The following is a 1077-nucleotide window of genomic DNA, read 5'->3' on the forward strand; positions in this document are numbered from 1 at the left end:
CCGGAAGGTGCGGCTGGATCACCTCCTTTCTAAGGAGCACTTCTTACCGATCCCTTCGGGGTGAGGTCAGAGGCCAGTTCATCGGCGAACGTCCGGTGCTGGTTGCTCATGGGTGGAACGTTGATTATTCGGCCGGGTTCTGGGCCGGAGGCTGCTAGTACTGCTCGTAAGAGTGTGGAACGCATGATCTCCGGACGGGAGCTGGTCGGGCACGCTGTTGGGTGTCTGAGGGAATGAACCCTCGGATGCCGGCCCCGGTGAAGCATCATGAAAGTGGTGTGTGACGGGTGGCTGGTCGTTGTTTGAGAACTGCACAGTGGACGCGAGCATCTGTGGCCAAGTTTTTAAGGGCGCACGGTGGATGCCTTGGCACCAGGAACCGATGAAGGACGTGGGAGGCCACGATAGTCCCCGGGGAGTCGTCAACCAGGCTTTGATCCGGGGGTTTCCGAATGGGGAAACCCGGCAGTCGTCATGGGCTGTCACCCGCTGCTGAACACATAGGCAGTGTGGAGGGAACGCGGGGAAGTGAAACATCTCAGTACCCGCAGGAAGAGAAAACAACCGTGATTCCGGGAGTAGTGGCGAGCGAAACTGGATGAGGCCAAACCGTATGCGTGTGAGACCCGGCAGGGGTTGCGCATACGGGGTTGTGGGATTTCTCTTGATCAGTCTGCCGGCTGGTCGGCGAGTCAGAAACCGTATGGATAGGCGAAGGGCATGCGAAAGGCCCGGCGTAGAGGGTAAGACCCCCGTAGTCGAAATCTGTACGGCTCGCTTGAGAAACACCCAAGTAGCACGGGGCCCGAGAAATCCCGTGTGAATCTGGCGGGACCACCCGCTAAGCCTAAATATTCCCTGGTGACCGATAGCGGATAGTACCGTGAGGGAATGGTGAAAAGTACCGCGGGAGCGGAGTGAAATAGTACCTGAAACCGTGTGCCTACAAGCCGTGGGAGCGTCGGACATCAGCTTGCTGGTGTCTCGTGACTGCGTGCCTTTTGAAGAATGAGCCTGCGAGTTTGCGGTGTGTTGCGAGGTTAACCCGGGTGGGGTAGCCGTAGCGAAAGCGAGTCC

The 1077-nt window shown here is 58.5% G+C and carries 1 rRNA gene; it reads left to right on the forward strand.

Going from position 1 to position 1077, the window contains the following annotated elements:
- Positions 1–334: 334 nt before the first annotated feature.
- Positions 335–1077 (forward strand): 23S ribosomal RNA (locus ACIBVL_RS43240); the annotation flags it as partial.

The sequence above is a fragment of the Streptomyces sp. NPDC049687 genome (assembly GCF_044465285.1).
Lineage (GTDB): Bacteria > Actinomycetota > Actinomycetes > Streptomycetales > Streptomycetaceae > Streptomyces.